This is a genomic window from Modestobacter sp. URMC 112 (assembly GCF_053502575.1).
This window is the reverse complement of the sequence record NZ_CP199957.1, coordinates 3,726,178-3,751,900: the sequence shown is the minus strand read 5'-3', so window position 1 is coordinate 3,751,900 and position 25,723 is coordinate 3,726,178. Positions and strand designations below refer to the sequence as shown.

The window sequence follows — 25,723 nt, the reverse complement described above, 5'->3', positions numbered from 1 at the left end:
GGACGTCAGCGGCCCGCCAGGGCCTCGACGGACCACAGCGCGAACGCGGTGACGCCGGGCGGGAAGGCCAGCACCAGGAAGGCGGCCAGCACCCGGTCGGTGCGCCAGTAGGTGCGCAGCCGGACGCCGGGCACCCAGCGGCGCGGGCCCGACCCGCTCACCGGCCGCTGCGCGGCGGCGGCCTCCTCCTCCGAGGTCAGCGGACGGGTGCGGGCCGCCTGCCAGGCCTCGACCCGGGCCCAGCCGGGGGCCACCCCGCAGCCCAGGGCGAGCACCGCGGCGCCGGCCAGCATCGGCGGCAGGGAGCCGACCTCCAGGACGAGCAGCGCCGCGGCGGCCGCGCCGGCGGCGAAGCCGGCGACGGTGACCGCGCCCAGGCAGAACACCAGCCCGAAGGTCACCATCAGGATCGCGTAGCCGGGCAGCAGCGCCTCCTGCAGCGACCGGCCGGTGGCCAGCATGACCAGCACCTCGGCGGCCAGGACGGCGCCGCTGACGGTCATCACCCGGCGCATCGGCACCCGGGGGAGCGTCGCCGGGGCGGTGGCCCGCCGGAAGCGGGCCTCCGACCACTGCTCCGCCTCGGCCGGGGTGGCGTCGACGCGCAGGACGGCGAGCGGGTCGGCCGGGCTCACGCCGGGTCCTCGACGGTGAACCCGAGCCGGGTGAGGACGTCGTCCTCCGGCTCGTCGGGGGCCGCGTCGACCGGCAGGGCGTCCGACCGCACGTGGCTGGACAACCCGTGGTCGGTCTTCTCCCAGTAGAACGGCCTGGTCAGCAGCTGCCAGGCGCCCTTGTAGGCCGCGACCGAGTGCAGCAGCCAGTACAGCGGGGAGAGCAGCGCGAACGGCACCAGCTCGTAGGTCCGGCGCTTGAAGCCGGCCAGCAGCGACAGGTAGACGATCACCCCGTTGCCGAGCAGCAGGTTGCCCAGGCTGACGGTGACCAGCCACGGGGGCAGGGCCGGCAGCAGGATGCCGGGCCGGACCAGCTCGGCCACGAACAGGGCGTAGAGCCAGGGGGTGGCCAGGAACATCAGCGGCGTCCCGCCGACCAGCAGGGCGAAGCCGGCGGTCTGCCGGACCCCCACGCTGCGCAGCAGCCGCCACGGGTGGCGGGTGTGCACGAGCACCGTCTGCATGTAGCCCTTGATCCAGCGGCTGCGCTGCCGGATCCAGTTCCCGACGGCCATGTTGGCCTCTTCGTACGTCGTGGAGTTGACCACGGCGACGCGGTGTCCCCGGGCGGAGGCGCGGATGCCCAGGTCGGCGTCCTCAGTGACGTTGTAGGGGTCCCAGCCGCCGAGGTCGCGCAGCATGTCGGTGCGGAAGTGGTTGCTGGTGCCGCCCAGCGGGATGGGCAGCCGCAGCCGGTCCAGGCCGGCCAGCGTGTAGTCGAACCAGGACGAGTACTCGAGGGTGAACATCCGGGTCAACAGGTTCTCCCGGGCGTTGAAGTAGTTCAGCGCCGCCTGCACGCACACCAGGTCGTCCCCGCCCTTGGCGAAGGCGACGAGCGACTTCTTGAGCTGGTCGGCGTCCGGGCGGTCCTCGGCGTCGTAGATGACGACGTACTCGCCGCGGGCGAAGGCCAGGCCCACGTTGCAGGCCCGCGGCTTGGTCTTGGGCAGCGAGTGCGGGACGACGACGATGCGGACGATGTCCGGCGGCGCGGCGGCCAGCGCGGCGCTCAGCGTCTCCGGGTCGTCCTCCTCCAGCAGGAGCAGGATCTCCAGCTTCTCCCGCGGGTAGTCCAGGTCGGCGAGATTGCGCATCAGCAGCCCGACGATGCCGGCCTCCCGGTAGACCGGGACGAGGATCGTGTAGACGGGGAGGTCGGCGTCGTCCAGGGCGGCGACCTCGTCGCCGGTGACCTGCTCGACGGTCTCCCAGGCGGTGCCGATGGTGCTGATCACGGCCTTGGCGCCGACGGCGAGGGCGACCGCGACGTTGAGCGCGGCGACCAGCACCAGCACGGTGGTTGAGGGCCACAGGACGGCGCTCACCAGCGTCCCGGCGAGGACGGCGGCGGCCAGCGCCACCTGCTGCCAGACGAACACCGTGGACGCCGACTCGTCCGGCCGGCGCTCGGCCAGCGCGCTCACCGCGTCGTGCACCAGGTCGTCGCGCCACACCGTGCGCAGCGCCCGCTGCACGTCCCAGTCGGTGGTCACCACCTGGCGGACCCGGCCGATGCCGGTGCGCTGCACCACCTCCTCGGCGACGTGCGCCGACGGGCGGCCGGCGGTGGCCACCACGACCTGCAGCTCACCGTCGCCGTCGCGCTCCACGCGCAGCGGCAACCAGGTCTCCCGGGCCAGCACCGCGGCCGGGAAGAGCCGGGCGAGGTCCTCGTCGACCTCCACCGGGTCCACGAAGGCCATGTCCGCGCCCCACACCTCGGCCAGGGCGACGTAGAGCTCGCGGCGGGTGACCCAGCCCCGGGCCAGCAGCACCGCGCCCAGCGGCGCGCCGACCCGCACGTGCTGGTCCAGGGCCTCGGCCAGCCGCTGCTCGGTGAGCACACCGTGCTCGACCAGCACCTCGCCGAGCCGGCCGGGCGCGGCGTGCCGGCCGCGGCCCGGGCGCGGCAGGGGCGCGGGGCCGGCGGGTGTGGGCACGAAGACGGTCACCGAGGGGGAGTCGGCGGGCCGGACCGCGAACTGTCCCCGGGGGAACCGGTGCTCACCCGGTCGGGTGAACCGCGTTCATGCGGGTTCCTTGCGGTCGCCTGGCGGCCGGCCTGCGGTTGGTGCCGCACGGTCGGGGTCGTCGGCGGACCTCCCGCCGGTCAGCCTCCCCGAGGAGCACCAGACGTGACCGTCCCCTCTCCCGCCCGGACCGGGCGCCGCTCCACCGCGGCCCGGGTCCTCGGCTCGCTCGCGTCGTGGCCACCGCGGCCGCCGTCGCCGGCCTCGGCGTCTTCGGTTCCTTCACCGACAGCACCACCCCGGCGCTCGCCTCGGTCGGCACCGGGGTCGTCTCGATCGACCTGGCCGCGCCCGGCGGCGGCGCCGCGCTGCCGCTGAGCTTCGCCAGCATGGTGCCCGGCAGCGTGCGGACCCAGGCGGTCGACCTGGTCAACGACGGGGACACCGCCCTGTCGTCGGTGACCATGGCGACGGTGGCCACCACGTCCAGCCTGCTGGACGCCGACCGGGTCAACGGCCTGCAGACGACCGTCCGGTCCTGCTCGGTCGCGTGGACCGCCGGGTGGGCCTGCACCGGTGTGGAGCGGACCGTGCTGGCCTCGGGTCCGATGGTGCGCACCACGGCGCTGACCGACCCGCTCAGCCTCACCGCCGGCGACACGGACCACCTCGCCGTCAGCGTCACCTTCCCGGCCGCCGGGGGGAACGAGTTCAAGCAGCAGTCCAGCCAGCTGCAGGTGCGCTTCACCGCCGTCCAGCGCGACAGCGCCCCCCGCTGAGCCCGCCGGGCGGGGGTCAGCCCCCGCCCGGGGCCGCGACCGGGGCCGTCGCCCGGCCCTCGTACAGCGAGCCCGCCGGTCGCGGCGTCCCCTCCTCGTAGTGGTGGGTCAGCTCGGCGACGGCCAGCGGGGAGGCCGCCAGCAGCGCCGGGACGTCGGCGTCCAGGACGCAGCCGGAGACCGCCCGGTTGAACCGGTTCCCGCGTCGCTGCCAGCGCAGGACGTCGGCGTCCGGGGCCAGGCCGTGCTCGACCAGGTGCAGGGCGGCGCCGGGCTTCAGGACCCGGGCCACCTCGCTCAGCGCGGCGGCCGGGTCGGGGAGGCTGCACAGCACCCAGGTGCACAGCGCGGCGTCGAACCGGTCGTCGGGCAGCGGCAGGCGCTGGGCGTCGTCGCCGGCCACCACCACCGGCACCGGTGACGCGGCCCGGCGGGGCGCGGCCAGCCGCAGCGCCGTGCGGGACGGCTCCACCGCCCACACGCCGGTGACCGCCGGCGGCAGGTGGCGCTGGTTGAGCCCGGACCCGAACCCGATCTCCAGGACGTCGCCGGTGAGACCGGCGCAGACCCGCCGGCGGATCGGACCGGTCACCCGCTCGCCCAGGGTGGCGTCGTGCAGCCGGGGTCGCACCTGCCGCGCGAACACGCCCACCGGGGGAGCGTCCTCCGCCGGGTCCCCGCGTCGCAAGGCCGGAGCCGGTACCTCACGGCCGGGCCGGGAAAGGCCTACGCTCGCTGGTCCGTGCCGGTCCGGCCCGCGTGCTCGACCCGAGGAGGACCCGTGTCCGCGTCCCCGCGCAGCTGCCGCCCCACCGTCACCGGCCGCCGGCGACGGCCCGGCCGAGCGGCCCTGGCGCTGGCGACCGCGCTGGCGCTGGCCGGGCTCAGCGGCTGCTCCTCCGGGGACGACACCGGGACGGAGGGAACCGCCACGGCGACCAGCGCGACCCCGACCACCGGCGCGAGCCCGACCACCGGCGCGAGCCCGACGACCGGCGGCGGGACGGCGGCGGCGACCACCGTCACGGCCACCGAGACCGACTTCGCCATCGCGCTCGACCAGGACCAGCTGACCGCCGGCGAGTACACGGTCGAGGTGGTCAACGACGGCGACGGCAGCCACGACCTGGTCGTCGAGCAGGACGGGGAGGACGTCGCCGCCAGCGAGGTGATCGGCCCGGGGGAGACCACCTCGGTCACGGTGACGCTCGAGCCGGGCGAGTACGTCTTCTACTGCTCGGTGGGCAACCACCGGGAGATGGGCATGGAGCTCACGGTCCAGGTGAGCTGATGCCGGTCGTCACCAGGTCCCGGGCGGTGTGGGCACTGCGGGCGGTCGGCGCCGCCCTGCTCCTGGCGGTCGCCGGGGTGCACGGGTACCTCTGGCAGCAGGGCTACCGCGACATCGACGTCATCGGCCCGGCTTTCCTGCTGCAGACGGTGCTCGCCGTCGGGGGCGCGCTGCTGGTCCTCGCCGCGCCCCGGCGGCTGCTGCCCTGGGCGGCGGCCGCGGGGGCCGCGTTCGCCGCCGGGAGCCTGGGCGCGCTGGTGCTGTCGACCACCGTCGGGCTGTTCGGGTTCGTCGAGACCACGCAGGCGCAGCTGTGGTGGGAGTCGTTCTGGGTCGAGCTGGCGGCGGTCGTCGTCCTCACCCTGCTCGCGGTGCGCACCGCCGGCCGGACCGCCGGCTGACCGCCCCGCCCGCCGCGCGGGCTGTGGGGGCGGCGGGCACAGTGGGCCGGTGCGGGTCTTCGTGGACGAGGTCAGGGCGTTGCGCTTCGACGACGGGACGCCGGTGACCGCGGCGTCGGGCATCGCGCCGCTGGGCGACGGCTGGCTGATCGCCCAGGACGACGCCACGTCCGCCGCCTGGCGCCGCGCCGGCTCGGTCACCGCGGTGCGGGTGCTGCCGGCGGTGGAGGGGCACGACACGTTCAGCGAGGCCCGCGGCACCAAGCGGTTCAAGCCGGACCTGGAGGTGGCCTGCCCGGCGGAGGTGGACGGCGAGCCGGCCGTGCTGCTGCTCGGGTCGGGGTCCACGTCGCGGCGGATGCGCGGCGTGGTCGTGCGGCTCGAGGACGGCCGGCCGGTGGTGCAGGCGGGTGACCTCGCGCCGCTGTACGAGCGGGTGGCCGCCCGGCTGGGCGTGCCGCTGGACCAGCTCAACCTGGAGGGGGCGAGCCGGCACGGGGACACGGTGCGCTGGTTCCAGCGCGGCAACCTGGCCGCGGGCGTGGACTCGGCGAGCGTGGACCTGCCCCTGGAGGGGCTGGTCCGCGTCGTCCTGGGCCGGGCCGGCGCCGACTCGGTGCCGGTCGACCGGCCGCTGGTCTACGACCTCGGCGAGGTCGAGGGGGTCGGGCTGGCGGTGACCGACGCGATCGCGCTGCCCGACGGGCGGGAGCTGCTCAGTGCCGCCGCGGAGGACAGCCCCAACGCCGTCGACGACGGCCCGGTGGTGGCGACGGCGCTGGTGCTGGTGGACGGCGGCAGCGTCGTCGCCGTCGCACCGATCCCGGAGGTCGGCGGTCACGTGCACAAGGTCGAGGGGCTGGCCCTGCGGGAGGTCCGGGACGGCGAGGTCCGGCTGCGGGCCGTGGTGGACGACGACGACCCGGACACCCCGTCGGCCGAGCTGGAGCTCCGCGCCACGCTGACCTGACGCCGGGGCGCCCCTACGGTGTGCCGGTGACCGCCGGGGACGTCAGCGAGCCGCTCGCCGCTCCGGCCCCGATGCGGTCCCTGCCGCTGGCGTTCGCCGGGGGCGCGGCCATCGGCGTCCTCGGCGGGATGATCGGGCTGGGCGGGGCGGAGTTCCGGCTGCCGCTGCTGATCGGGGTCTTCGGTCTGGTCGCCCTCCAGGCGGTCGTGCTGAACAAGGCGATGAGCCTGGTCGTCGTGCTGACCGCGCTGCCGGCCCGGCTGCTGGCCGTCCCCTTCGCCACGGTCGCCCCGTACTGGCCGGTCGTGGTGAACCTGCTGGCCGGCAGCCTGGTCGGCGCGTGGCTCGGGGCCACCTGGGCGGTGCGGATGCGCTCGGCGACCCTCCACCGGGTGCTCGCCGGGCTGCTGGTGCTGATCGCGGCGGCGCTGGCCGCCGACCACCTCGCCGTCCTGCCGGCGCTCGACCTGTCCGGCGGGACGCGGATCGGGGTGGGCGTGCTCGCCGGCCTGCTGATCGGGATCGTGGCGGCGCTGATGGGGGTCGCGGGAGGAGAGCTGCTCATCCCCACGATCGTGCTGGTGTTCGGCGCGCCCGTGGTGGTGGCGGGGAGCCTGTCGCTGGCGGTCTCCCTCCCGACGATGGTCGTGGCGTTCGCCCGGTACAGCCGGGACCAGGCCTTCGGCGTGCTGCGCGCGAACGGGCGCTTCACGGTGGCCATGACCGCGGGGTCGATCGCCGGCACGGTGGCCGGCGGGCTGCTGCTCGGCGTCGTCCCTGCCGCCGTCCTGGTGCCGGTCCTGGTCGTGCTCCTGGTGTTCTCGGCGGTCAAGGTGTGGGGCCACCGCTGACCCCGCGGCCGGGTGCGCCGGACCGTCTCACCTGCGGGGGTGAGACGGACGTCAAGCGCCGCGGTGAGAACGCCGATTGCTGCCACATGACCGAACGAGGTGCCGTGGACCGTCGCGCTGCCGGTGCGTCGTCGGGTGCGTACCCCCGGCCGGGGGTCCTCCGGCGGGCGCTCCGCGCACTGCGCGACGGGCTGTACCGGCCGCTGGCGGGGGACGACGACCGCGTCGCCTACTGGCTCCGGCACGTGCGCATCGGCGTGCTGGTCAGCGAGGTGGCGTCGTGGTGCGCCATCGGCTACGTGTTCCTCACCGACAGCCCCGGCCGGCACTCCGCCGGCATCCTGATCGCCCTGGCCCTGGTCGTCGTCGGCTGCCCGTGCGTGCTGCTGCTCCCGCTGCGCGAGATGATGCGCGACTCCCGCGGGCCGACGCTGTTCTACGTCTGGAGCCTCGCCGAGACCGCCGTCGTCGTCTACATCACCCGGCTGGACGGCGGTTCCTCGAGCCCGCTGGACGCGCTGCTGTTCCTGGCGCTGACCTACGCCGCGGTCGCCTACTCGCCGTACGGCGTCGTGGCGATGGGTGGGATCATGACCCTCAGCCACCTCGTCGTCGTCGAGCTCCCCGACGTCTCCACCAGCGGCCTGTTCTTCATGGTGGTCATGGGCTCGTTCACGCTGATCTGCGCCATGGCCTCGGCCAATTCCTGGGCGGTGCACGACCGGCAGGTGATGCTGATCCGCACCCAGGAGGCGCTCGCCTCGACCGACCCGCTGACCGGCATCCCCAACCGGCGGGCGTTCATGGAGCGGGTCACGGGCGCGGTGGACGCCGCCGACGGCCGCCGGACGGTCGTCTGCCTCGTCGACCTCGACGGCTTCAAGGCCGTCAACGACACCCGCGGCCATGCCGCGGGGGACGGCGTGCTCAAGGCCGTGGGGTCGGCACTGTCCGCCGTCGTGCGGGAGACCGACACCGTGGCCCGGCTGGGCGGGGACGAGTTCGCCGTCCTCGCCGAGGTCTCGGTGACCTTCTCCGGTGAGGTGCTGGCCGAGCGGCTGCGGGCCGCCGTGGCCCTGGTCGGAGCCGACTGCGGCGTGACGGCCAGCGTGGGCGTCGCCGAGATCGAGCTCGGGGACGACGTCGGCGACCTGATGCACCGCGCCGACGCCGCCATGTACCGCTCCAAGACCGCCGGCGGCGACCGGGTCAGCACGCTGACGCACTGACCCCTCGGCTCCCCGGCCCGCCCGTGCGGCGCCGATGGTCGAGGACAGCGGGTGCGCCTCGTCGCCAGCGACGCAGACGACCCGCGTCCGGTCCGCAGCCTCGCACCGCCGGGCGTTCGGCGGCTGCCCACCGGGGCCGGCTCGTGCGGGAGGGGGGAGTCGAACCCCCACGCCCGAAGGCACCAGATCCTAAGTCTGGCGTGGCTGCCGTTACACCACTCCCGCGCCCGGGTGAGTGTAGGAGGCGGCCGGTCGGCCGGGTGTGCACCGATCTGGCAGGCTGTCGCCCGTGCCGCGCAGCCCCCAGCAGATCCAGTTCGAGATCGACGCCGCCCGTGAGTCCCTCGCGTCCACCCTGGACGAGCTGGCCTACCGGGGGAACCCGTCACGGCTCACCGCCCAGGGCAAGGCGGCCGCGCTGGCCTTCCTGCAGAGCCCACCAGGGATGGCGATCGCCGGCGCGCTCGGCCTGACCCTCACCGTCGTCCTGGCCCTGCGGATCCGGAACCGCTGAGCTCCGGCGCACGGCGCCACGGCGGGGCACCTCCCGGCTGAGGCGCACACTCGGGGGCATGCGACCACCCCGCCCCGATCCGGTCGGCCCCGGCCAGGAGTCCGTCTGGGACTACCCGCGCCCGCCGTCGGCCGAGGTCACCCCCCGCCGCGTGCAGCTGGTCCTCGGCGGCCAGGTCATCGCCACCACCGACCGCGCGGTCCGGGTCTGCGAGACCAGCCACCCGCCGGTCTACTACGTGCCGGCCGAGGACGTCGTCCCCGGCGTGCTGGAGCGCGCCGAGGGCGGGTCGTGGTGCGAGTGGAAGGGCATGGCCACCTACTGGGACGCCGTCGTCGGCGGCGTCCGGCACCCCGCGGTCGCCTGGTCCTACGAGCGGCCGACCGCCGGGTACGAGCACCTGCGCGGAGCGCTGGCGTTCTACCCGAGCAGGCTCGACCTGGCCACGGTGGACGGCGAGCCGGTGCGCGCCCAGGCCGGTGACTTCTACGGCGGCTGGATCACCTCCGACGTCGTCGGCCCCTTCAAGGGTGAGCCCGGCACCCGCGGTTGGTGAACCCCTACCCCCCAGGGGTACAGTCGGGAGCATGACGGGTTACGCAGGGGACAAGGACCAGTTGCTCGCGCGGCTGCGCCGGGTGGAGGGCCAGGTCCGCGGCATCGCGCGGATGGTCGAGGAGGACACGTACTGCATCGACGTCCTCACCCAGGTGTCCGCCGCGACCAAGGCGTTGCAGGCGGTCGCCCTCGGCCTGCTGGACGACCACCTCGGCCACTGCGTGCGCGACGCCGTCGCCAGCAGCGCGGCCGACGACGGGACGTCGGCCGACGCCAAGATCGCCGAGGCGTCCGCGGCCATCGCCCGGCTCGTCCGCTCCTGACCCGCAGACTTCTGAGGAGTACCCGTGCAGACCCTGGACTTCACCGTCAGCGGCATGACCTGCCAGCACTGCGTCGCGTCCGTGACCGAGGAGGTCACCGAGCTCGCCGGCGTGCAGGAGGTCGACGTCGACCTGGCCACCGGCCGGCTGCACGTCGTCGGCGACGTCTCCCCCGAGCAGGTGCAGGCCGCGGTGGCCGAAGCGGGGGACTACTCCGCCGACCGGGCGTGACGGCCGGCCCGGACGCCGCCCCGGCCGGTCCGCCGGCGGGGGACGCCCCCGCGCTGGACGAGGTCCGCCTGGACATCACCGGGATGACCTGCTCCAGCTGCGCGAACCGGATCGAGCGCAAGCTCAACAAGCTCGACGGCGTCCAGGCCAGCGTCAACTACGCAACCGAGGCGGCCACCGTCCGCTTCGACCCCGACCGGGTCGCTCCCGACCAGCTGCTGGCGACCGTCTCCGCGGCCGGGTACTCCGCCACGCTCCCCCCGCCGCCGGTCGCCGCGCCGTCGGCCGGCGGGCCCCTCGACGGCGGGACGGAGGACGCCGCTGACCCCGACGCGGCCCTGCGTCAGCGGCTGCTGGTCAGCGCCGTCCTGACCCTGCCGGTGCTGCTGCTGTCGATGGTCCCGCCGCTGCAGTTCACCAACTGGCAGTGGCTGGCCCTCACCCTGGCCAGCCCGGTCGCGGTCTGGGGCGCCTGGCCGTTCCACCGCGCCGCCGTGGTCAACGCCCGGCACGGCGCCAGCACCATGGACACGCTGGTCTCGATCGGCATCTCCGCGGCCTACCTGTGGTCGGTGTGGGCGCTGTTCCTCGGCGACGCCGGCATGCCCGGGATGCGGATGACCTTCTCCCTGCTCCCCGAGCAGGGCGCCGGGCACGACGCGCTCTACCTCGAGGTCGCCTCCGCGGTGACCGTCTTCCTGCTGGCCGGCCGCTACGCCGAGGCCCGCGCCAAGCGCCGGTCCGGCGCCGCCCTGCACGCGTTGCTCACCCTGGGCGCCAAGGACGCCACCGTGCTGCGCGACGGCCGCGAGGTGGCGGTGCCGGCCGACCAGCTGGTCGTCGGCGACCACTTCGTCGTCCGGCCGGGGGAGAAGATCGCCACCGACGGCGTGGTGGTCAGCGGGCGGTCCGCGGTGGACGTGTCGATGCTCACCGGCGAGAGCGTGCCGGTCGAGGTCGCCGCCGGTGACCGGGTCACCGGCGCCACCGTCAATGCCGGTGGTCGGCTGGTCGTCCGGGCCGACCGGGTGGGCGCGGAGACGACGCTGGCCCAGCTGGGCCGGCTGGTCACCGCCGCGCAGAACGGCAAGGCCCCGGTGCAGCGGCTGGCCGACCGGGTCTCCGCGGTGTTCGTGCCGGTCGTCCTGCTCGTCGCGCTCGGCACGCTGGTCGGCTGGCTGCTGGTCACCGGCGACGTCACCGCCGCGTTCACCGCCGCGGTCGCCGTCCTGGTCATCGCCTGCCCGTGCGCGCTGGGCCTGGCCACCCCGACCGCGCTGCTCGTGGGCACCGGCCGGGGCGCCCAGCTCGGCGTGCTGATCAAGGGCCCCGAGGTGCTGGAGGACACCCGCCGCGTCGACACCGTCCTGCTGGACAAGACCGGCACCGTGACCACCGGGCAGATGTCGGTGGTCGAGGTCGCCGGCTCCCCGGACACGCTGCGGCTCGCCGCCGCCGTGGAAGCCGGCTCCGAGCACCCGATCGCCCGGGCCGTCGTCGCCGCCGCGCCGGCGCCGCTGCCCGAGGTCACCGACTTCGAGAGCCGGCAGGGCCTCGGGGTCACCGGCCGGGTCGAGGGCCGGACGGTGGTCGTCGGACGGGCGTCGGCGATGCCGGCCGAGGTGCCGGCGGAGCTGGCCGCGGTCGCCGAGCACGCCGAGGCCGCCGGCCGCACCGCCGTCCTGGTCGCCGTCGACGGCACCGTCGTGGGGGCCTGCGTCGTCGCCGACACCGTCAAGCCGTCCAGCGCCGCGGCCATCACCCGGCTGCGCGCGCTGGGGCTGTCACCGGTGCTGGTCACCGGCGACAACGCAGGGGTGGCCGCCGCGGTGGCCCGCTCGGTGGGCCTGGACCCCGACCGCGGCGAGGTGGTGGCCGGCGTGCTGCCCGCGGGCAAGGTGGACGTCGTCCGTGACCTGCAGGCCCGTGGCCGGGTGGTCGCCATGGTCGGGGACGGCGTCAACGACGCCGCGGCCCTCGCGCAGGCCGACCTGGGCCTGGCCATGGGCACCGGCACCGACGTGGCGATCGAGGCCAGCGACCTCACGCTGGTCCGCGCCGACCTGGACGCCGCGGTGGACGCCGTCCGGCTGTCCCGCCGGACCCTCGCGGTGATCAAGAGCAACCTGTTCTGGGCCTTCGCCTACAACGTGGCGCTCGTCCCACTGGCCGCCGTGGGCTTCCTGGACCCGCTGCTGGCCGGGCTGGCGATGGCGGCGTCCTCGGTGCTGGTGGTGACCAACAGCCTCCGGCTGCGCCGCTTCCGCTCCAGCGCGGCCACCGGCTGACCCGTCCGGGCGGCCACCGAGCGGAGAGCGTCGGGAACCTCCGATCGGCGGGGTCGATGTCGAGAAGGGCGCACCGGCTACGTCTCAGGGGTGCAGGACCCACCGGAGGTCCGACCAGAGGAGGACGTCATGCGCACCGTGGTCGTCAGCAACATCGTCTCGCTCGACGGGTTCTACGAGGGGCCCGGCGGCGACGTCATGGCGCTCAACATGGACGCCGCCTTCGACGCCTACAACCTCGAACGGATCCGCGCTGCCGGCACCGTGCTCCTCGGCCGCCGCTCGTTCGAGATGTTCAGCTCGTACTGGCCGAACGTCGCCACCGCACCGCACGACCCCGCCAACCGAGCCCTGAGCGACGACAACCGTGAACTGAGCCGGCTCTACGACCCGCTGCCGAAGGTCGTCGTCAGCGACGAGCTCGCCGTGCCGGCCGACAACCCCTGGCACGCCGTGACGTCCGTCGTGCCGCGCGCCGCCGCGGCTGCCCGGGTCACTGCCGAGAAACAGCGCGGGTCCGGCGACATCCTGGTGTTCGCCAGCCGGACGACGTGGAACGCGCTGCTCGTCCAGGGCCTCGTCGACGAGGTCCATCTCATGGTCGGGCCCCGCGCCCTCGCCGGCGGCACCCCCGTCTTCGACGGACCCGCGGATCTGCGCCTGCTCGACGTCCGCCGCCCCGAGGGATCGGACAACGTCCTGCTGCGCTACGCCGTCCGCCGGTGAGCCGGACGCTCGACGTGGCCCGCCGGAGTCGCGCGGCTACGACGTGGACGGACCTCGCCCCGAGGCCGCCGAGGTCTCCGTCTCCACCGTGTCGCCGGCGTCGGTGGTGACCAGCGGCAGGACGACGTCGGCGAGGACCTGGTCGGCGAAGTCCTCGTCGACCGGACCGGCCCCGAACAGCCAGCGCTGCAGGACCAGCGCCGACGCCGTGGCGGCGACCGTGGTCCCGGTGATGCCGGGGCGGACCTCCCCGCGCCGCTCGGCCCGCGACCACACCTCGCCGAAGGCGGCGAGCCAGCGCCCGATCGGACCGGCGGCGAGCGCCTCCCGCAGCCGCGGCTCGTGGGACATCGCCGACAGCAGCGCGCGGGTCGTGGTGCCGGCGGGGCCGTTGACCTCGACCACCAGGCAGCGCAGCAGCGCACGGAGGTCGGCCTCCAGCGAGCCGCCGTCGGGCAGCACGGTCACGGTCTCGCCGAGCGAGGCGACCGCGGCCGCGACCAGGTCGCCCTTGGTCCGCCAGCGCCGGTAGATCGTCGCCTTGCCCACCCCGGCCTCGGCGGCGACCGCGTCCATGGTCAGCGCCGCGTATCCCGACCGGGCGAGGACCCGGAGGATGGCGGCGCGGATGGCCAGGTCACGGGAGGGGTCGCGGGGGCGTCCACCGCGGTGGAGGCGGCCGTCGGCGGGCTCGGCGGGGTCGGGCACACGCGCACTGTAGGGGTCTTGATCAACCTCGTGCGGACCGGTCCGCGTGGGCTCTGCCCGGCCGGCGGGCGCGTCCTGCCGTCGGGGACCGGTCCCGGCGGTCATCCTGCAGGAGTGAGCGGAACCGCCGACGTCCTCCGGCCCTCCTGGGACACCCCGGAGCGAGCGACCCGGCTGCTGCTGGCCAGCAGCCTCAGCCACGTCCTGCCCAGCCTCGCCCGGACCGCCGGCGCGGTGGGCCTGGACGTGTACGCCGACCCCGGGCTGCTGGAGGTCGTCGACCCCGGCGGCGACGGGCGGCGCACCCAGCGCTTCCTGCAGCGGCTGGCCCGGGAGCTCACCGCCGCGGAGACCGAGGCCGTGCGGGTGGCGGCCGACCCGCCGGAGGACGAGGTGGCACTGGCCACCCGGCTGCTCAGCGCCCCCACCCTGGCGGTGGAGCTGGCCCGCCGCGGGGTGACCGTGGAGATCGGCGTGCTCACCGACGCCGAGCTGTGGCCGGTCTACCAGCCGATCGTGTCCCTCGCCGACGGCGCCGTCGTCGCGCACGAGGCGCTGCTGCGCGGCCGGGTCGACGGCCGGGAGGTCGGCGGGGGCGACCTGTTCTTCCTCGCCGAGTCCGCCGGCTGGCTGGACCGGCTAGACCGGGTCGCCCGTGAGGCGGCGATCCGCGGCGCGGCCGGCTGGCTGGGCGGCGCCGACCTGTACGTGAACAGCAACCCCGCCGCGGTGTACCGGCCGCAGGTGTGCCTGGCCGGCACCGAGCGGGCGGTGCACGACGGCGGGCTCTCGCCCCGGCAGCTGGTCTTCGAGGTGGTCGAGTCCCATGCCATCACCGACCGGGGGCACCTGCTGGCCGTGCTGGAGCACCACCGGTCGCTGGGCTGGCGGGTGGCGCTGGACGACGTCGGCGCCGGCTGGTCGAGCCTCGCGCTGATCTCCGCCGTCCGGCCCGACGTGGTCAAGCTGGACCGCGAGCTGGTCTCCCGGCTCAGCGACGCCGGTCCCCGGGCGGTGGCCTCCTCGGTGATCAGCCTGGCCCACGGGCTGGGTGCCACGGTGGTCGCCGAGGGGGTGGAGTCCGAGCGGGTCGCCGACGAGGTGCGGGCGCTGGGGGCCGACCTCGGGCAGGGGTGGTGGTTCGGCCGCCCGGTGCGTCCAGAGCCCGAGGTCGAGCCCGAGTACGCCTACGCCTAGACCGGTTCCCGGCGCAGCGACGAGTTCTCCGGCGTCCCCAGGTCCAACTCCCGACCGGGACGACCGACTTCTCAGGAGCAGGACATGGGCCTCATCCACATCGAGCTCTTCGCCACCCTCGACCTCGTCGGGCCGGCGCCCGGCGGCCCCGACGAGGACCCGGAGGGGTTCCCGTTCGGCGGCTGGCAGGCGCCCCTGATGGACGAGGTCTCCGGGGCGCAGATCGGTGCCGCGTACGAGGGCACCGACGCCCTGCTGCTGGGCCGGCGCACGTACGACATCTTCGCCGCCTACTGGCCGCACCAGCAGGGCGGCCAGGACGGCGGGATCGCCGCGCTGTTCAACGGCGTCCCGAAGTACGTGGCCTCCCGCGGGAGGCCGGACCTCTCCTGGGCCGGGTCCACCCAGCTCGGACCGGACCTGCCCGCCGCGGTCCGCGAGGTCCGGGACCGGCACGAGCACGTGAAGGTCGTGGGGAGCCTGGACCTGGTGCAGACGCTCCTGCGCGAGAAGCTCTACGACCGCCTGGACCTCTGGGTGCACCCGGTGGTGCTCGGCGTCGGGAAGAAGGTGTTCGACGGGGGCGCGGTGCCCACCAACGTCACGCTGCTCGAACCGCCGGTGGCCGGTCCGCAGGGCACCGTGTACCTCCGCTACGGGCTCGCCGAGGGCATCCCCGGCACGGGCGACATGAGCGCACCCGATCGCGGCGTGGGACACGACACCTGACGCCCGTGGCCCCCGTGCAGGGTCCCGTCGCGAGCTCGCGAGCTCGCGAGCGGCGGGGGGCACGGGGGTCCTCACACGGTGTTCCAGCCGGTCAGCGCCGGCCAGTCGTGCTCGGTGCCCAGCACCCCGTAGCGGCCGGTGGCCAGCGGGAACAGCGCGCCGCACTCCGGGTCCAGCCCCAGCCAGCGCGCGGTGAGGATGCGGAGCACGTGACCGTGGGCGACCAGCGCCACGTCGCCGTCGGCCAGCAGCGGTCGCGCCCGGTCGAGCACCCGGTCGACCCGCTCCGCCACCTGCGCGAGCGTCTCGCCGGGGGTCCGGCCGGGCACCGTCCCGTCCGCCCACAGCGACCACGGGTGGCCGAGCTCGGCGCGGATCTCCGGCGTCGTCCGCCCCTCGTGGCCGCCGTAGTCGACCTCGACCAGGTCCGGCTCGACCACCGTCTCCACGCCGCCGTCGAACAGGCCGGCCAGCTCGGCGGTGCGGCGGGCCCGGGTCAGCGGGCTGACGAAGGCGTGCGTGATCTGCCGTCGGGCCAGCACCGGCCGCAGGCGGCGGGCGTCGTCCTCGCCGTCGGGCAGCAGCGGCAGGTCGGTCAGGCCGGTGTGCTGCCCGTTCCTGCTCCACTCGGTCTGCCCGTGCCGGACGACCACCAGCTCACCCACGGGTGCCCCTCTCCGCCGGGACCACCTCGGGCACCGGGACGTCGTCGGCGGGCAGGTCCGCCCGGCCGTCGGTGGCGGTCCCCGCGCGGCCGCCCGCTGCCGGGGCGCCGGCGACGGCCATCACGGCCACCGCACCGAGGATGACCAGCAGCGGGACGGTCCAACCGCCGGTGGCGTCGTGCACCGCCCCGACGATCAGCGGGCCGGTGGCCGCCACGGTGTAGCCGCCGGTCTGCACCATCGCCGACATCTGCCGGTTCTCCGCCTGCCCGCGGGACCGGGTGACCACGGCGAGGAACACGATGGTGATGCCGCTGCCCTGCGCGGCGCCGGCCAGGCAGCACCACAGCGGCCACCACGACGGCGCGAGCAGCAGTCCTCCCGGCAGCACCGCCCAGGCGGCGGCCGTCGCCAGCAGCACCCAGGACGGCCGTCCCCACCACGCCATCAGCGCCGGGACGGCGAACGCGCCGGCGATGCCCGTCAGCTGGAACAGCGACGAGCTGACGCCGGCCGCCGCACGGGACAGCCCCTGCTCGTCGGCCAGCAGGCTGGGCAGCCAGGCGGTCAGCCCGTAGTAGCTGAACGCGTGCGCGGAGAAGGCGAGCAGCAGCCCCCAGGCCACCGGTCGCCGCCACGCCGCCCGGCCGGGGCCGTCGTCGACCTCCGCCGGGGGAGCGGTGCCCGGGACCGGTGCCGTCCGCGCGACGTGCCGGCGCAACGCCGCGGTCCACACCGCGGCGGCCCCGACGACCAGCAGTCCCCAGGACGCGAGCGCCGCCTGCCAGCCGACCAGGTCGGCGAGCGGCGCGGTCAGCGAGGCGGTCAGCGTCGAGCCGAGGTTCAGGGCAGCGGTGTAGGCGGCCATCACGACGTTGGTGGCCATGGGGAAGTCCCGGCCGATGACCACCGGGACGACGACGTTGCCCACGGTGATGGCCAGCCCGATGACGACGGTGCCCGCGATCGCGGTGGCCGGGCTGCCGGTCGACCGCAGCAGGCTGCCTCCCAGCACCCCGGCCAGCGAGACGAGGACGGCCCGGTGCACGCCGGTCCGGGTGATGAGCAGCGAGGCGAGCGGCGCCGCCAGGCCGAAGCACAGCACCGGGATGGAGGTCAGCAGGCCCACCGTCCCGGCCCCGACGGCGAGGTCCCGCCGCAGGTCGCCGGTCACCGGCGCGACGGCCACCAGCGGACCCCGGAGGTTGAGTGCGACCAGCAGCAGCCCGACCAGCAGCAGCACCGGGACGGCGGTCCCGCCGGGCGGGCGACCCCGGGCGGGTCGGCCTCGTCCGGGTCGTTGCACCTGACCACCATCCCGCACGGTCCCGGCCGCGACGGCACCCGGGAGCCGGTCCGTGGGGAGGCTCACATCCGGCCGGACGGGGAAGAGGCAGGCGGGTCCGCGGGCTGTGCGGAGGGAGAGCCGGGCGGCCGCGCCGCCCGACCGGATGTCCCGAATCCCCAGGAGGACGCATGACCACCGCCACGAGCACGCTCACCTTCGACCTCGGTGGGGACCTGACCGTGCACCGCCTCGGCTACGGCGCCATGCAGCTCCCCGGCCCCGGCGTGTGGGGCGAGCCGGCCGACCGGGCCGCCGCCGTCCGCGTCGTCCGCGCCGCCGTCGAGCAGGGCGTCGACTTCATCGACACCGCCGACTCCTACGGCCCGCTGGTCAGCGAGCAGATCATCGCCGAGGCGCTGCACCCCTACCCCGAGACGCTGGTCATCGGCACCAAGGCCGGGCTGACCCGCACCGGGCCCGGCGAGTGGGTCCCGGTCGGCCGCCCCGCGTACCTCAAGCAGCAGGTCGAGCTCTCCCTGCGGCACCTCCGCGTCGAGCGGATCGACCTCATCCAGCTGCACCGCATCGACCCCGACGTCCCGCTGGCCGACCAGCTGGGCGCCTTCGCCGAGCTCAGGGAGCAGGGCAAGGTCCGGCACATCGGCGTCTCCGAGGTGTCGGTGCAGGAGCTGCAGGAGGCCCGCTCGGTCACCGAGATCGCCAGCGTGCAGAACCTGTACAACCTGACCGACCGGAAGTCCGCCGACGTGCTGGAGTACGCCACTGCCGAGGGCATCGCGTTCATCCCGTGGTTCCCGATCGCCACCGGCGACCTGGCCCGGCCCGACAGCCCGGTCGCCGCGATCGCCGCCGAGCTGGACGCCACGCCGTCCCAGGTGGCGCTGGCCTGGCTGCTGCAGAAGTCGCCGGTGGTCCTGCCGATCCCGGGCACCAAGTCCGTCGAGCACCTGACCGAGAACATGCGCGCGGCGCAGTTGACGCTGTCCGACGACGACATGGACCGGCTGGACGCTCTCGCCTAAGTGAAGGACCCCCGTGCCCCCCGCCACTCGCGAGCTCGCGGCGGGCCCCTGCACGGAGGCCGAGAGAGCCCGGGGCCCCCGGTCGCACCCCGTGCGACCGGGGGTCCAGCATGTCCGGCATGGACGCCGAGGACTTCGTTCAGATCCGGGGGGCCGTTCGACAGCTGGTGCGGGAGGTCGTCGTCCCGCGCGAGGAGGAGATCGACCGCACCGACCGCATCCCCGACGAGCTGCGGGCCGCCGCCGCCGACATGGGGCTGTTCGGCTACGCGCTGCCCGAGGAGTTCGGCGGCCTGGGCGTCACCATGACCGAGGACGTCCAGCTGGCCTTCGAGTTCGGCTACACCACGCCGGCCTTCCGCTCGCTGTTCGGCACCAACAACGGCATCGCCGGTCAGGTCATCGCCCGGTTCGGCTCGGCCGAGCAGCGCAAGGCGTACCTGCCGGGGCTGGCCGAGGGGTCGCTGATCGGCTCCTTCGCGCTCACCGAGGCCGAGGCCGGCTCCGACCCGGCCGGGCTGCGCACCACCGCCCGCCGGGACGGCGACGGCTGGGTGATCGCCGGCGGCAAGCGGTACATCACCAACGCGCCGATCGCCGACCTGTTCGTCGTCTTCGCCCGCACCGACCCGGCCGAGCGGGGCGGTCGCGGCATCTCCAGCTTCGTCGTCGAGGCGGGCACGCCCGGGCTCACCGTCGGCCCGCACGACGCGAAGATGGGGCAGTCCGGCGCCTGGACCGCGGAGGTGTTCTTCGACGACGTCCGGGTGCCGGCCGACGCCCTGGTCGGCGAGGAGGGGCGCGGCTACGCGAAGGCGCTCACCGTGCTCTCCCGCGGCCGGCTGCACATCGCCGCGCTCTGCGTCGGGATGGCCCAGCGGGTGCTCGACGAGTCCGTCGCCTACGCCGCCACCGCCCGGCAGGGCGGCGCCCCGATCGGCCGGTTCCAGCTCGTGCAGGCGATGCTCGCCGAGTCCCACGCCGAGCTGCTGGCCGCCCGCAGCATGGTGCTCGACGTGGCCACCCGCTACGACTCCGGCGAGGACACCTCGGTGGGCCCGTCGGCCGCCAAGCTGTTCTGCAGCGAGATGGTCGGCCGGGCCACCGACCGCGCCGTCCAGGTGCACGGCGGGCTGGGCTACCTGCGGACGACGCCGGTCGAGCGCTTCTACCGCGACGCCCGGCTGTACCGGCTGTACGAGGGCACCAGCGAGGTGCAGAAGGTGATCATCGGCGGCGCGCTGCTCCGCGCCGCCGGCATGCCACGCAGCTGAAAAAGGACCCCCTTGCCCCCCACCACTCGCAAGCTCGCGGCAGGCCCCTGCGAGGGGGCCGGGGCAAGGGGGTCCTTCCTCAGGCCGGGGGACGGGTGGGGCCGCCGGCCGGCTGCAGCAGCGGGCTGGTGCTGCCCTCACCGCGGCCGAGGGCGGCGACGAACTCGCGGAGCACGTCGGGCCCGCGGCGGCGGGGCGTCCAGCCCAGCTGGGTCCGGGCCTTCGCCCACTCCAGCAGCGGCTCGCCGAGCCCGATGTCCAGCCAGCCGGGCTCGGTCGGCACCAGGTGCGCCCGGTGGGCGGCGTCCAGCGCGGTCCGCACGAGGAACGCGGGGACCGGCAGCCGGTAGGTGCCCAGCGCCTTCGCCAGGCCGTCGGCGTCCAGCGCGGGGTCGGCGGCCAGGTTGAACGGGCCGGGCGCGCGGCGGTCGATGATCCGCACGATGGCGTCGGCGACGTCGTCGGCGTGCACGAACTGCACGTGCAGCTCGCCGGGCACCGGCAGCGGCAGCACCTTCGCGACCGGCCCGGGCAGCAGCCGGGCGGCGGTGAGCAGCAGGTCACCGAGGAAGTAGCGGCCGATCTCGCTGGCCGCCTCCGGCTGGAGCACCAGCGTCGGCCGGGTGATGGACACCGTCACGTCGGGGTAGGCGGTCGTGAAGTCGCGGACCAGGTGCTCGGCGGCGACCTTGTCCCGGCTGTACTGGGCGCTGGGGATGCCCTCGGTCGGCCAGTCCTCGCTGACCCGGCGGGCGGGCGGGCCGGCGGAGTACACGCCCAGCGACGACATGTGCAGCACGTGCTGCACGCCGGCGGCCCCGGCGGCCTCCAGCACCCGCCGCGTGCCGTCGACGTTGACCCGGCGCAGCCGCTCCGGCTCCCGGCCGGGCTGCAGCGCCCAGGCCAGGTGGACGACGACGTCCGCGCCCTCCAGGAACTCGGCCAGCACCTCCTCGCTGTCCCGCTCGCCGAGGTCGGTCAGGTACCACTGCACGCCGGCGTAGGGGGCGCTGTCCGGCGGCTGGCGGCGGGCGAGCCCCCGCACCTCGGTCGCTCCGGCGTCGGCCAGCGCCCGCAGCAGCGCCGTCCCGACGTTGCCGGTGGCGCCGGTGATGGCGACCGTGCGGCCGGTCAGGTGTCCAGGGGTGAGTTCCGGCATGGACGGCGGCTACCCAGCCGGGCGGCCCGGTACCCGCTGCGGCCGCCGGTCAGCTCCCGGAGGGGCGGACCGGGTCGGGGGTCCGCTCGGCGGGAGCCGGGTCGAGGTCGTCCAGCGCCCGGCCGCGCCGCTCGGGCAGTCCCCAGGTGGCCAGCGCGCCCAGCACGAAGAAGGCAGCGAACACGCCGAACACCAGCCCGCTGCCGCCGCGCTCGAGCAGCGGCGGGACCGACAGCGGTGCGAGGATCGAGGCGATCCGGCCGAAGCCCGCCGCCGCGCCGGCGCCGGTCGCCCGCAGCGCCGTCGGGTACACCTCCGGCGTCACCGCGTACAGCGCTCCCCAGGCCCCCAGGTTGAAGAAGGACAGCACCATCCCGGTGACCAGGACGGCGGTCTCGCCCTCGGCGCCGGCGAACAGCCCCGCCCCGACCGCGGAGCCGACCAGGAAGACCGCCAGCGTCGGGCGGCGTCCCCAGCGCTCGATCAGGTAGGCCGCCGCCGCGTAGCCGGGGAGCTGCGCCAGCGTGATGAGCAGCGTGAACCCGAAGGACCGCACCAGGGAGAAGCCGGCGGCCACCAGCAGCGTGGGCAGCCAGATGAAGGCGCCGTAGTAGGCGAAGTTGATGCTGAACCACACCGTCCACAGCGCCGCGGTCCGGCTCCGGGTGCCGCGGGCCCACAGCGCACCGGGGCCGGGCGCCGGCGTCGGCGACGGGACGGGGGAGGGGACGGGCGCGACCCCGGCGGCGTCCTCGAAGCGGCGCACCGCGGCCTCGGCCTCGGGCACGCGGCCGCGCAGCTCCAGGAAGCGGACCGACTCGGGCAGCCGGCGCCGGACGACGACCGCGTACAGCGCCGGCAGCGCCCCCAGCGCGAGCGCCCAGCGCCAGCCGGCGTCGCTGCGCGGCACCACGAAGTAGCCGATCAGCGCGGCCAGCAGCCAGCCCACCGCCCAGAACGCCTCCAGCGCCACGACCACCCGCCCGCGCACCGCCGCCGGGGCGAACTCGCTGACCAGGGTGGAGGCCACCGGCAGCTCGGCGCCGAGCCCCAGGCCGATGAGGAAGCGGAAGACCAGCAGGGCGCCGACCGACCAGGACAGCGCCGCCGCACCGGTGGCCACGCCGAACACCAGCAGGGTCACCGCGAAGACCTGCCGGCGGCCGATCCGGTCGGCGAGCAGCCCGCCCAGGGTGGCGCCCAGCGCCATGCCGACGAAGCCGATCGAGCCGATCCAGGACAGCTCGGTCGGCGACAGCGACCACTGCACGGCCAGCGCGGCCATGACGAAGGAGATGAGCCCGACGTCCATCGCGTCCAGCGCCCAGCCGAGCCCGGAGCCGACGACGAGCTTCCGGTGCTCGCGGGTGAACGGCAGCCGGTCCAGCCGCTCCGAACGCGTCCGGGACGGCGGTGCGGCGGGCACGTCGGTCGTCATGGGCGGGCCCTTACCCCGCGGCCGGCGCGGCTCACCCGCCGGGCCGGGTCAGCCGGTGAGCTCGACGGCGGTCAGCTGCACCTGCCGCGCGGCCGCCAGTCGTTCGGCCTGCTCGTCGACGGCTGCCCGCAGTTCGGGCGTGACGGGACCCCATGGGTCCACCAGGACCGTCAGCTTCCGGCCGGCCTGGCGCGGGCGCCACGTACCGGCCAGCTCGCCGTCGGCCAGCACCGCGCCGGGCCGGCCCAGCGCGCGCCACAGCTCCTTGGCCCGGGCCGGGTCCGCCACGAGCAGCGACCGGTCGCGCAGCTGCAGGTAGGGGTCGAAGGGGCCGAGCAGCCGGGTGGTGCGCGCCTGCCCGGCCGCGAGCCGGTCGGCGTCCTCGGCCAGCAGCCACCGGCGCTCGCCGTCCACCGGCACCTCGACCACGTCGCCCGGCCAGCGCGCCGTCACGTCGCGGACCGGCGCGTCCAGGTAAGCGGCGACGTGCTTGGGGGTCGCCGGGCCGAACAGCCGCAGGTACCCCCGGACCACGTCGAGCCGGTCCGGGACGGTGCCGGCCACGCTGAACCCGGGTATCGGCTGCAGCACCGGCGGGGAGGTGCCGGCCCGCAGCTCCAGGCCGGCGCGCAGCGCGGCCAGCCGGAACGGCATCTCGTGCACGTGGGTGGCCCCGCACGGCACGCAGTACCGCAGGTGCGGCTGGTCCAGCTGCTCGGTCAGCCGGCGGGACATCTCGCCCTTGACCGTGGGCTCGGTGACGATCGAGCGCATCGCGGCGGCGACCGTGTCCAGGGCGGTCAGGACCGGGATGCCGGCGGCCCTCAGCGGCCCGGCCGCGTCGAAGACCCGCTTGCCGGCGTCGGCCTCGGAGAACGGCGCCGTCGCCGCCGCGACGCCGGGGAGGTCGCCGCGGCGGTAGAGGTGCGGCGCCCCGCGCAGCGTCCAGACCGTGGCCAGCTCGTCAACGCCGAGCGCCGCGACGTCCACCCCGCGGACGGCGAGCGCCCAGCGGCCGCCGTCCGGGCCGGTGTCCTGCACGCCGAGGTCGAGGACCGTGGTGTCGGCCGGCGTCCCGGCGGTCCGGTCCAGCTGGTGGGCGCGCACGCGGAAGCCGAGCACGTCCTCGCGGGTCGCCGAGCGGGTCGGGGAGGTCGCCACCCGGTCACCGTAGGGCGGGGGTACGACGACCGGGATCAGTCGATGCCCGCCGGCAGCACGTTGGGGCCGGCCTCGGGCGGGCGTGGCCGGTCCTCCGGGTACGCCCGGACGGCGAGCAGGGCCACGTCGTCGTCCCCGCGGCCGGGCACCAAGCGCTCGAGCAGCGTGTCGCACAGCTCGTCCAGCGGCCGGGTGCCGAGGTCGGCCAGGGCGGCGCGGAGCCGGGCGATGCCCTCGTCCAGGTGGCCGCCACGGCGTTCCACCAGGCCGTCGGTGAACAGCAGCAGCGTGGAGTCGTCGGGGAGCACCGTCTCGTGACTGGCCCGGCGGGTGTCCGGGTCGATGCCGAGCATCAGGTCCACCGGCGCCTCCAGCACGGTGGTGGTCCCGTCCGGGCCCAGCAGGACCGGCGGCGGGTGACCGGCGTTGCTCCAGCGCAGCAGCCGGGTGCCGGTCACCGGGACGTCCGGGAGCCGCTCGACCCGGGCCAGGACTGCGGTGGCCAGCGTCTCCACGGCCAGGCCCCGGGCCGCCCGCTCGACGCGGGTCAGCGTCGCCTCGGGCGTCTCGTCGTTGTCGTAGGCCAGCGCCCGGAGCAGCCCGCGCAGCTGTCCCATCGCGGCGGCGGCCCGGCTGTCGTGCCCGACGACGTCCCCGATGACCAGCATCGTCGCGCCGTCGGGCTGCAGGAACGCGTCGTACCAGTCCCCGCCCACCTGGGCCCGGTCGGAGGCCGGCTGGTAGCGGACGACGACGTGCAGGTGGTCCGGCTCCGGCGGCGGGGTGAGCAGCGCCTGCTGCAGCTGGTCCGACAGCGCCCGCTGCTCGGCGCCGGCCTGCTCCAGCCGGCGCAGCTCCGCCGTCTGGGCCTCGGCGGCGCGCCGGGCGGTCAGGTCGCGGAAGGAGACGACCACCCCGGTGACCACGCCGTCCTCGACCGTCGGGACGGCGACCAGCTCGACCGGCACCGGCCGGCCGTCGCGGTGCCAGAAGACCTCGTCGTCCGCGACGACGGTCCGGGCGGTGTGCAGCGCCTGCCACACCGGGCAGTCCTCGACCGGGTAGGCCGAGCCGTCCGGCCGGCGCCCGTGGATGAGGTGGTGCTGGTTGCTGCCCAGCTGGCCCTCGCGCGGGTGCCCGGTGATCGCGACGGCGGCGGGGTTGACGAACTCCACGCGGCCGGCGGCGTCCAGGCCGTAGATGCCGTCGGCGGTGTTGTCCAGGATCTTCGCCGACAACTCCAGCGCGCGGGACAGCTCCGCCTGGAGCGTGGCCGGGTCGGCGTCCGGGTGGGCGACGTCCCCCACCGTGTGCTCCGCGGCCCTCCAACGGGCGTGCTGCGGCATCGCCGACGACCTCCTGTCGTGCTCCTCGTGGACGACCGGGCAGCTGCCCGGCTCACCCGGCCGTGCGGACGTGGGCGGTGACCAGCTCGCCCACCCGGTCGGCGGCCACCTCCGGCAGCCAGTGCCCGATCCCCTCCAGCACCTCCAGCCGGTAGGGGGCGGCGACGAACTGTGCACTGGCCTCGATCCCCGTCCGGCCGAGGGCGCCGTCCTGGTCGCCCCACACGTGCAGCGTCGGCACCCGCACCACGCCCACCGGGTCCCGGCCACCGTAAGGGATCGCCCGGTACCAGTTCAGCGCCGCGGTGAGCGCGCCCGGCTCCCGCATCCGCGCGACGTACCGCTCGGCCAGCTCGTCGGGCAGGCCGGTCTGCCGCAGCATCCGCCGCAGCCCCCGGCCCCCGCCGGCCAGCAGGAAGGTCTCGGGCACCCCTGGCAGCTGGAAGAAGCCCATGTAGGACGACCGCAACGCCTGGTCGCTGCGCACCATCGCCTGGGTCATCGCGGCCGGGTGGGGGACCGACAGGACGGTCAGCGTGCGCACGCGCCACGGGTGCCAGGCCGCCAGCGCCCAGCCCACCGCGCCGCCCCAGTCGTGGCCGACCAGGTGGGCGCTCTCCAGCCCGGCTGCCTCCAGCAGCGCCAGGACGTCGTCCACCACCGCGCGCACCCGGTAGTCCGACCGCCCGGGCGGCCGGGCACCGGGGGAGTAGCCGCGCTGGTCGGGGGCCAGGGTGCGCAGGCCGGCCGAGTGCAGCGCGGGGGCCAGCCGGTCGAACGCGCCGGCGTCCTGCGGGAAGCCGTGCAGCAGGACGACGGGCGTCCCGTCGGCCGGACCGGAGTCGTGGACGTCGAACACGAGGTCGCCGCGGCGGAAGGTCTCCATGCCCCCTTCCTGCCCGGT

Annotated in this window: 27 protein-coding genes and 1 tRNA gene; 16 read left to right on the top strand and 12 right to left on the bottom strand. The window is 75.6% G+C overall.

Annotation, left to right across the window (positions count from 1 at the left end; translation table 11 throughout):
* Nucleotides 1-5: 5 nt before the first annotated feature.
* Together ACWIX6_RS17755 and ACWIX6_RS17750 are read right to left on the bottom strand one after the other, a co-directional pair.
* Entirely contained in the window at nucleotides 6-635 is a 630-nt protein-coding gene (locus ACWIX6_RS17755) for a hypothetical protein (protein ID WP_448613755.1), read from the bottom strand.
* Nucleotides 632-2,632 carry a glycosyltransferase gene (locus ACWIX6_RS17750; protein ID WP_448613754.1) on the bottom strand — a complete coding sequence of 667 codons (2,001 nt, stop codon included), beginning with the start codon at nucleotides 2,630-2,632 and terminating at the stop codon, nucleotides 632-634. Before ACWIX6_RS17750 ends, ACWIX6_RS17755 begins: the two co-directional genes overlap by 4 nt.
* 254 nt (nucleotides 2,633-2,886) lie before the next feature.
* On the opposite strand from ACWIX6_RS17750, the gene ACWIX6_RS17745 reads away from it, so the two are divergent.
* The gene (locus tag ACWIX6_RS17745; protein ID WP_448613753.1) at nucleotides 2,887-3,429 is read left to right on the top strand and encodes a hypothetical protein; all 543 of its coding nucleotides are present in this window, start codon (nucleotides 2,887-2,889) and stop codon (nucleotides 3,427-3,429) included.
* Nucleotides 3,430-3,445: 16 nt separating this feature from the next.
* Here the strand turns inward: ACWIX6_RS17745 and ACWIX6_RS17740 are convergent, their stop codons facing one another.
* Nucleotides 3,446-4,081 carry a class I SAM-dependent methyltransferase gene (locus ACWIX6_RS17740; protein WP_448613752.1) on the bottom strand — a complete coding sequence of 212 codons (636 nt, stop codon included), beginning with the start codon at nucleotides 4,079-4,081 and terminating at the stop codon, nucleotides 3,446-3,448.
* 129 nt (nucleotides 4,082-4,210) lie between these two features.
* On the opposite strand from ACWIX6_RS17740, the gene ACWIX6_RS17735 reads away from it, so the two are divergent.
* The 5 genes from ACWIX6_RS17735 (at nucleotide 4,211) to ACWIX6_RS17715 (ending at nucleotide 8,171) form a co-directional block, all read left to right on the top strand.
* Nucleotides 4,211-4,720, top strand: a complete 510-nt coding sequence (locus ACWIX6_RS17735; RefSeq protein WP_448613751.1) for a cupredoxin domain-containing protein — start codon at nucleotides 4,211-4,213, stop codon at nucleotides 4,718-4,720.
* A complete protein-coding gene (locus ACWIX6_RS17730; protein ID WP_448613750.1) occupies nucleotides 4,720-5,121 on the top strand; it encodes a hypothetical protein in 402 nt (133 codons plus the stop codon). The genes ACWIX6_RS17735 and ACWIX6_RS17730 overlap by 1 nt, the downstream gene beginning before the upstream one ends.
* Nucleotides 5,122-5,170: 49 nt before the next feature.
* Nucleotides 5,171-6,091: a DUF6910 family protein gene (locus tag ACWIX6_RS17725; protein WP_448613749.1), complete on the top strand. Its 921-nt coding sequence runs from the start codon at nucleotides 5,171-5,173 to the stop codon at nucleotides 6,089-6,091.
* A gap of 26 nt (nucleotides 6,092-6,117) precedes the next feature.
* Complete coding sequence (locus ACWIX6_RS17720) at nucleotides 6,118-6,942, top strand: TSUP family transporter (RefSeq protein ID WP_448613748.1); 825 nt, start codon at nucleotides 6,118-6,120, stop codon at nucleotides 6,940-6,942.
* A gap of 104 nt (nucleotides 6,943-7,046) precedes the next feature.
* The gene (locus ACWIX6_RS17715; RefSeq protein WP_448613747.1) at nucleotides 7,047-8,171 is read left to right on the top strand and encodes a diguanylate cyclase domain-containing protein; all 1,125 of its coding nucleotides are present in this window, start codon (nucleotides 7,047-7,049) and stop codon (nucleotides 8,169-8,171) included.
* Between the two features lie 144 nt (nucleotides 8,172-8,315).
* Here the strand turns inward: ACWIX6_RS17715 and ACWIX6_RS17710 are convergent.
* Nucleotides 8,316-8,396: transfer RNA gene (locus ACWIX6_RS17710), tRNA-Leu, on the bottom strand.
* Between the two features lie 64 nt (nucleotides 8,397-8,460).
* Here ACWIX6_RS17710 and ACWIX6_RS17705 point away from each other — a divergent pair.
* The 6 genes from ACWIX6_RS17705 (at nucleotide 8,461) to ACWIX6_RS17680 (ending at nucleotide 12,811) form a co-directional block, all read left to right on the top strand.
* Entirely contained in the window at nucleotides 8,461-8,685 is a 225-nt protein-coding gene (locus ACWIX6_RS17705) for a DUF3618 domain-containing protein (RefSeq protein WP_448613746.1), read from the top strand.
* 58 nt (nucleotides 8,686-8,743) lie between these two features.
* Nucleotides 8,744-9,241 (top strand): DUF427 domain-containing protein, encoded by a 498-nt coding sequence (locus ACWIX6_RS17700; RefSeq protein WP_448613745.1) that lies wholly within the window; start codon nucleotides 8,744-8,746, stop codon nucleotides 9,239-9,241.
* Nucleotides 9,242-9,272: 31 nt separating this feature from the next.
* The gene (locus ACWIX6_RS17695; protein WP_448613744.1) at nucleotides 9,273-9,566 is read left to right on the top strand and encodes a metal-sensitive transcriptional regulator; all 294 of its coding nucleotides are present in this window, start codon (nucleotides 9,273-9,275) and stop codon (nucleotides 9,564-9,566) included.
* A 24-nt stretch (nucleotides 9,567-9,590) separates the two neighbouring features.
* Nucleotides 9,591-9,797 (top strand): heavy-metal-associated domain-containing protein, encoded by a 207-nt coding sequence (locus ACWIX6_RS17690; RefSeq protein ID WP_448613743.1) that lies wholly within the window; start codon nucleotides 9,591-9,593, stop codon nucleotides 9,795-9,797.
* Nucleotides 9,794-12,085 carry a heavy metal translocating P-type ATPase gene (locus ACWIX6_RS17685; RefSeq protein ID WP_448613742.1) on the top strand — a complete coding sequence of 764 codons (2,292 nt, stop codon included), beginning with the start codon at nucleotides 9,794-9,796 and terminating at the stop codon, nucleotides 12,083-12,085. The genes ACWIX6_RS17690 and ACWIX6_RS17685 overlap by 4 nt, the downstream gene beginning before the upstream one ends.
* Nucleotides 12,086-12,214: 129 nt before the next feature.
* Entirely contained in the window at nucleotides 12,215-12,811 is a 597-nt protein-coding gene (locus ACWIX6_RS17680; RefSeq protein WP_448613741.1) for a dihydrofolate reductase family protein, read from the top strand.
* Nucleotides 12,812-12,847: 36 nt separating this feature from the next.
* Here ACWIX6_RS17680 and ACWIX6_RS17675 read toward each other — a convergent pair whose 3' ends face one another.
* Nucleotides 12,848-13,519, bottom strand: coding sequence for a TetR/AcrR family transcriptional regulator (locus tag ACWIX6_RS17675; protein ID WP_448613740.1), 672 nt, complete (start codon nucleotides 13,517-13,519; stop codon nucleotides 12,848-12,850).
* Nucleotides 13,520-13,633: 114 nt separating this feature from the next.
* Here ACWIX6_RS17675 and ACWIX6_RS17670 point away from each other — a divergent pair, with 114 nt between their 5' ends.
* A complete protein-coding gene (locus ACWIX6_RS17670) occupies nucleotides 13,634-14,716 on the top strand; it encodes an EAL domain-containing protein (RefSeq protein ID WP_448613739.1) in 1,083 nt (360 codons plus the stop codon).
* A gap of 84 nt (nucleotides 14,717-14,800) precedes the next feature.
* Complete coding sequence (locus ACWIX6_RS17665) at nucleotides 14,801-15,445, top strand: dihydrofolate reductase family protein (RefSeq protein WP_448613738.1); 645 nt, start codon at nucleotides 14,801-14,803, stop codon at nucleotides 15,443-15,445.
* Between the two features lie 71 nt (nucleotides 15,446-15,516).
* On the opposite strand, the gene ACWIX6_RS17660 is transcribed toward ACWIX6_RS17665, so the two are convergent.
* On the bottom strand, nucleotides 15,517-16,110 hold the full coding sequence (locus ACWIX6_RS17660; RefSeq protein WP_448613737.1) for a histidine phosphatase family protein: 594 nt from the start codon (nucleotides 16,108-16,110) through the stop codon (nucleotides 15,517-15,519).
* Nucleotides 16,103-17,416 carry an MFS transporter gene (locus tag ACWIX6_RS17655; RefSeq protein WP_448613736.1) on the bottom strand — a complete coding sequence of 438 codons (1,314 nt, stop codon included), beginning with the start codon at nucleotides 17,414-17,416 and terminating at the stop codon, nucleotides 16,103-16,105. The genes ACWIX6_RS17660 and ACWIX6_RS17655 overlap by 8 nt, the downstream gene beginning before the upstream one ends.
* A gap of 170 nt (nucleotides 17,417-17,586) precedes the next feature.
* On the opposite strand from ACWIX6_RS17655, the gene ACWIX6_RS17650 reads away from it, so the two are divergent.
* Nucleotides 17,587-18,441, top strand: coding sequence for an aldo/keto reductase (locus ACWIX6_RS17650; protein WP_448613735.1), 855 nt, complete (start codon nucleotides 17,587-17,589; stop codon nucleotides 18,439-18,441).
* Nucleotides 18,442-18,560: 119 nt separating this feature from the next.
* Nucleotides 18,561-19,715 (top strand): acyl-CoA dehydrogenase family protein, encoded by a 1,155-nt coding sequence (locus tag ACWIX6_RS17645; protein WP_448613734.1) that lies wholly within the window; start codon nucleotides 18,561-18,563, stop codon nucleotides 19,713-19,715.
* 79 nt (nucleotides 19,716-19,794) lie between these two features.
* On the opposite strand, the gene ACWIX6_RS17640 is transcribed toward ACWIX6_RS17645, so the two are convergent.
* From ACWIX6_RS17640 to ACWIX6_RS17620, 5 genes are read right to left on the bottom strand one after another with little or no spacing between them, the layout of a single operon-like run.
* Nucleotides 19,795-20,874, bottom strand: a complete 1,080-nt coding sequence (locus ACWIX6_RS17640; protein WP_448613733.1) for an NAD-dependent epimerase/dehydratase family protein — start codon at nucleotides 20,872-20,874, stop codon at nucleotides 19,795-19,797.
* Between the two features lie 49 nt (nucleotides 20,875-20,923).
* Nucleotides 20,924-22,312 carry an MFS transporter gene (locus ACWIX6_RS17635; RefSeq protein WP_448613732.1) on the bottom strand — a complete coding sequence of 463 codons (1,389 nt, stop codon included), beginning with the start codon at nucleotides 22,310-22,312 and terminating at the stop codon, nucleotides 20,924-20,926.
* A gap of 48 nt (nucleotides 22,313-22,360) precedes the next feature.
* Complete coding sequence (locus tag ACWIX6_RS17630; protein ID WP_448613731.1) at nucleotides 22,361-23,473, bottom strand: winged helix DNA-binding domain-containing protein; 1,113 nt, start codon at nucleotides 23,471-23,473, stop codon at nucleotides 22,361-22,363.
* A 35-nt stretch (nucleotides 23,474-23,508) separates the two neighbouring features.
* Nucleotides 23,509-24,819 (bottom strand): PP2C family protein-serine/threonine phosphatase, encoded by a 1,311-nt coding sequence (locus tag ACWIX6_RS17625; RefSeq protein ID WP_448613730.1) that lies wholly within the window; start codon nucleotides 24,817-24,819, stop codon nucleotides 23,509-23,511.
* A 52-nt stretch (nucleotides 24,820-24,871) separates the two neighbouring features.
* Nucleotides 24,872-25,705, bottom strand: a complete 834-nt coding sequence (locus tag ACWIX6_RS17620) for an alpha/beta fold hydrolase (protein WP_448613729.1) — start codon at nucleotides 25,703-25,705, stop codon at nucleotides 24,872-24,874.
* Between the last annotated feature and the right edge of the window lie 18 nt (nucleotides 25,706-25,723).

What these genes read in the sequence shown, in the direction of transcription:
- ACWIX6_RS17730 (WP_448613750.1), top strand. Translation starts at nt 4,720, where the DNA reads ATGCCGGTCGTCACCAGGTCCCGGGCGGTGTGGGCACTGCGGGCGGTC.
- ACWIX6_RS17700 (WP_448613745.1), top strand. Translation starts at nt 8,744, where the DNA reads ATGCGACCACCCCGCCCCGATCCGGTCGGCCCCGGCCAGGAGTCCGTC.
- ACWIX6_RS17695 (WP_448613744.1), top strand. Translation starts at nt 9,273, where the DNA reads ATGACGGGTTACGCAGGGGACAAGGACCAGTTGCTCGCGCGGCTGCGC.
- ACWIX6_RS17680 (WP_448613741.1), top strand. Translation starts at nt 12,215, where the DNA reads ATGCGCACCGTGGTCGTCAGCAACATCGTCTCGCTCGACGGGTTCTAC.
- ACWIX6_RS17665 (WP_448613738.1), top strand. Translation starts at nt 14,801, where the DNA reads ATGGGCCTCATCCACATCGAGCTCTTCGCCACCCTCGACCTCGTCGGG.
- ACWIX6_RS17650 (WP_448613735.1), top strand. Translation starts at nt 17,587, where the DNA reads ATGACCACCGCCACGAGCACGCTCACCTTCGACCTCGGTGGGGACCTG.
- ACWIX6_RS17645 (WP_448613734.1), top strand. Translation starts at nt 18,561, where the DNA reads ATGGACGCCGAGGACTTCGTTCAGATCCGGGGGGCCGTTCGACAGCTG.
- ACWIX6_RS17640 (WP_448613733.1), bottom strand. Translation starts at nt 20,874, where the DNA reads ATGCCGGAACTCACCCCTGGACACCTGACCGGCCGCACGGTCGCCATC.
- ACWIX6_RS17635 (WP_448613732.1), bottom strand. Translation starts at nt 22,312, where the DNA reads ATGACGACCGACGTGCCCGCCGCACCGCCGTCCCGGACGCGTTCGGAG.
- ACWIX6_RS17625 (WP_448613730.1), bottom strand. Translation starts at nt 24,819, where the DNA reads ATGCCGCAGCACGCCCGTTGGAGGGCCGCGGAGCACACGGTGGGGGAC.
- ACWIX6_RS17620 (WP_448613729.1), bottom strand. Translation starts at nt 25,705, where the DNA reads ATGGAGACCTTCCGCCGCGGCGACCTCGTGTTCGACGTCCACGACTCC.